The 3,864-nt window shown below is 66.8% G+C and carries 3 protein-coding genes; all 3 read right to left on the reverse strand.

Going from position 1 to position 3,864, the window contains the following annotated elements; all coding sequences use genetic code 11:
- Positions 1–24 precede the first annotated feature (24 nt).
- Entirely contained in the window at positions 25–1,332 is a 1,308-nt protein-coding gene (locus tag EK403_RS20250; protein ID WP_128779269.1) for a calcium-binding protein, read from the reverse strand.
- A 173-nt stretch (positions 1,333–1,505) separates the two neighbouring features.
- Entirely contained in the window at positions 1,506–3,428 is a 1,923-nt protein-coding gene (locus tag EK403_RS20255) for a calcium-binding protein (protein ID WP_164919696.1), read from the reverse strand.
- 96 nt (positions 3,429–3,524) lie between these two features.
- The coding region (locus EK403_RS20260) for a flavin reductase family protein (RefSeq protein ID WP_245479819.1) at positions 3,525–3,864 on the reverse strand (340 nt) is incomplete at its 5' end.

Here is a 3,864-nt window from a genome sequence, read left to right on the forward strand (position 1 = left end):
GCGTCCGCAGCCAATGAGGCTGGCTCAGACCAGCGTCACGTCGAAAATGTCGAGATAGTGCTGGCTGTCGAACGCGATCCTCGCGACCAGTTTGGCGGCCTCGCCGCCCTTGCCGTCGGCGTCGAAGAACAGCTCGCCCCGGTAGCGGAAATCCGCCCCCTGGACGCCGCGGTCGAACAGGAAGGTCGGCCCGTCGCCGGTCGCGACAGGATCGTCGGCCGAGATGAAGTTGACGCCGTCCTGGAACACGAAATTCGTACCAAGCGCGAAGGACTTGCGGTCGATCGCGACCCGGTCGTCGATGTCAAAGTCCATGATCGAGATTGACGCGTCGCCCATGTTCCGCAGCAGGAACGTGTCGGCGCCGCCGATCCCGAACTCCGTCGAATCGCCCCAGAGCTGGTCGTCCTTGCCGCCCGACACCGTGTCGTCGCCCGCGGCGCCGAGGATCCTGTCGCCGCCGCCGCCGCCGATAAGCTCGTCGTCGAAGGAGCTGCCGATCAACCCTTCGATGTTGACGTAGCGATCCGCCTTGGCGTCGCCGCTGTAACCCCTGTTCGTCGCCAGAGACGCCTTGACGCCGGTCTCGAAATCGTCGCCGATCGAAGGCGAGCTCTCATATGACGCGAAATCCGTGGCCTTGCCGCCGTCGAGCGTGTCGCGGCCCTTGCCGCCTTCGAGCGTGTCGTCGCCGTTCCCGCCGGACAGCTGGTTCGACTTCTTGTCGCCGAACAGCGTGTCGTCGTAGTTCGAGCCGATCAGACCTTCGATAGCGACATAGGTGTCGCCCTTGGCCTCGCCCGTGTTCAGCGCCTCGTCCGCGAGCGAGGCGGTGACGCCGACCTCTGTGTCGGAGGTGACGAAGCTGTAGCTGGCCGCATCCCTCGCGCCGGAGCCGCCGTCGAGATCGGCCTTGCCCAACGCGATCAGAGTGTCGTTCCCGCCATTGCCGAAATAATCGCCGGAGCCGCCGAGGAGCACATCGCCGCCTTCGCCGCCGTTGACCTCGTATTTCTGACCCAGGAGAGCGAACAGAAGAGCCGCCGGTCCGGTGACGATGAGCAAGCCGAGCTGCGCCAAACCGAGTTTGAGCTCGACGAGCTCGAGGACGGGTTCACCCGCCTGGACGATCGTGATCGAATCGATCCGTCCGGTGAACTCGTCCGGGTCGAACTGGCCGGAAAGCTCGAACTTCACCTTCTTGAAGCCGAAGACGGCTCTGTCGGTCTCGACCTTCACTTCTTCCAGGTCGATGATCCCGGAGTCGGCCGCCAGCTCGATCAATTCCAGGGCGTCGAAGCCCGCGTCCGTCAGCACATTCATCGTCGGCATGGCGCTCTCCCCGTCCGGCCGTCCGCGAGCAGGCGGCCGGAGCCGGGCATCCTATGGACGCCCAATAAAACGGCATCTTCGGAAAAATACGTATGTGGGCCGGACGCTTAACCGACGCCCGCGGCCCGGCCGTCAGCGCGTCGCGCCGCTGAAGGCGCGACGCGGCGTCGGGCTCAGACCACCGTCATGTCGAAGATGTCGAGATAGTGCTGGCTGTCGAGGCGGACGTCGGCGATCAGCTTGGCGGCCTCCCCGCCGGTCCCGTCGGCGTCGAAGAACAGCTTGCCCACATAGCGGAAGTCCGCTCCCACCGGGCCGCGCTCATAGAGGAACGTCGGGCCGTTGGTGGTCGCGACCGGATCGTCGGCCGAGATAAAGTTGACGCCGTCCTCGAAGACGAAGTTCTTGCCGAGCGCGAAGCTCTTGCGGTCGATCGCGACCTTGTCGAACACGTCGTAGTCCATGATCTGGACCGCCTCGCCGCCCGCCTTGAGCAGGAAGGTGTCGTCGCCGTCGACCCCGAAGGCCGTCGAGTCGCCCCAGAGGCTGTCCCTGCCGCCGCCGCCCGAAACGGTGTCGTCGCCGGAGCCGCCGAAGATTGAATTCACCTTGGCGTCGCCCGTCAGCGAGTCGTCGAAGGAACTGCCGACCAGCACCTCAATCGAAATGAAGGCGTCGCCCTTGGCCTCCCCGGTCGAGCCGCCGTCGGCAAGCGAGACCGTGACGCCGGTGCTGAAGTCGGCCGAAAGCGCGTCGCTATAGACCGCCCAGTCCTGGCCGGCCTCGCTGCCGCGGAACTCGTCCGCGCCCTTGCCGCCGAACATCTCGTTCGCGCCGCCGCCGCCGATCAGGGTGTCGGCGCCGTCGCCGCCATAGAGCGAGTCGCCGCCGTCGGCGCCGTCGAGCCGGTCGTCGCCGGCGCCGCCATAGAGTCGATTGACGCCGTCATTGCCGGTCAGGTCGTCATTGAAGCGGCTGCCGATCAGGCCCTCGATGTTGCGGTAGACGTCGCCCGCGGCGTCGCCGGTCTGGCCGCCGCCCGCCTTGATCGAGGTCGTCACGCCGGTCTTGCCGTCGCCGCCGACCGAGCCCGCGGTCTCGTAGGACGCGTAGTCGAAGGCGCTGTCGTCCTTCGCCTGCCCGACCAGCGTGTCGGCGCCCGCGCCGCCGATCAGCGTGTCGCTGCCGTCGAGGCCGCGCAGCTCGTTCGCCGCGCCGTCGCCGATCAGCTTATCGGCGCCGAGGCTGCCGATGACGCCTTCGATGTTCTTGAGGAAGTCCTGCCGGGCCTCGACGCCCTCGAGACCCCGCCCTTCCTCGAGCGACACCGCGACGCCGAACCCATCGGGCGTCTGGACAAACTCATAGGACGCGAAGTCGAAGCCGTCGCCGCCGCGCAGGTCGTCCTTGGCGCCGTAGCCGACCAGCGTGTCGTCGCCGACGCCGCCGTCGAGGATGTTCTTCTTGCCGTCCCCCATCAGGATGTCGGCGTATTTGGTGCCTGTGAGGTTCTCGATCGCGTCCGTGCCGGACGTGAACACGTCGCCCAGCGCCTTGCCCTTGTTGATCGCGGCGTCGAACAAGCTCGCCGTGACGCCCGTGCCCTTCTTGTTGTCGACGAGCTCGTAGCTCACCGTGTCCTTGCCGGGGCCGGCCACATAGGTTCCCACGCCGATGTCGAGGAAGACGTCGTCGCCGACGCTGCCGAAATACTTGCCAGTGCCGGCCCCGCCCACGATCGTGTCGTTCCCGGCGCTGCCCTCGACCCGGTAGTCGAGCGTGACGAGCGTGAGCAGGAAGGTCGGCGCGCCGCCGTCGAGCGAGTCGCGGACGACCGAGAAATCGAGCTTGGGGTTGGGGAAGTCGGAGATCTCGACCAGCTTCTCGCCGCCGGGGCCGGCGATGAGCACCTTCTTGATCGGGCCGGAAAGCTCCTTCTGGTCGAAGTCGCCCGTGAAGGTGAAGGTCAGGTCGCCGTTCTTGACGAAGATCTTGTCGCCGGAGGTCTTCGGGTCCCTGAGCGGGTTTGCGGCGATCTGCGCCAGCAGCGCCGCCATGTCGAGGCCGGCGCTTTTCAGTATCTCGAGAGTCGGCATGCCATCGGTCTCCACCACGCCGATCGCCTCGGCGCGATGAAAAAGCCCGCAGTTGAAGCAATTTGCATCAAGAAATCACGTAATCGGGAATACTACTTACACACCACCCCTGGGCCCCCCTTCGGTCGAGAACGGCCGGTAGCGCCTGTGGTGATACGAGAGGCCCTCGCCGGCGGGCTCGGAGAGGCGGATCGCATCGATCTCAACGAACAGGGCCGCATGGGTGCCGACGATCGTCTCGCGCACGATCCGGCCGTCGAACGCCGCGATGGCGTCCTCAAGCACCGGGGCGCCGGTCGAGAGCGGCTGCCAGGCGCCGTGCGCGAACCTGCCGTCGTCGACGCCATGCGACGGCGACGCGAAGGCGCGCGCCAGCGCCTCGTGGCGGCCGGCGAGCGTGTTCACCGCCAGCACGCCGTTCCGGCTCCCCCCCCCC

The sequence above is a fragment of the Hansschlegelia zhihuaiae genome (assembly GCF_004103825.1).
In the GTDB taxonomy this organism is placed as follows: domain Bacteria; phylum Pseudomonadota; class Alphaproteobacteria; order Rhizobiales; family Methylopilaceae; genus Methylopila; species Methylopila zhihuaiae.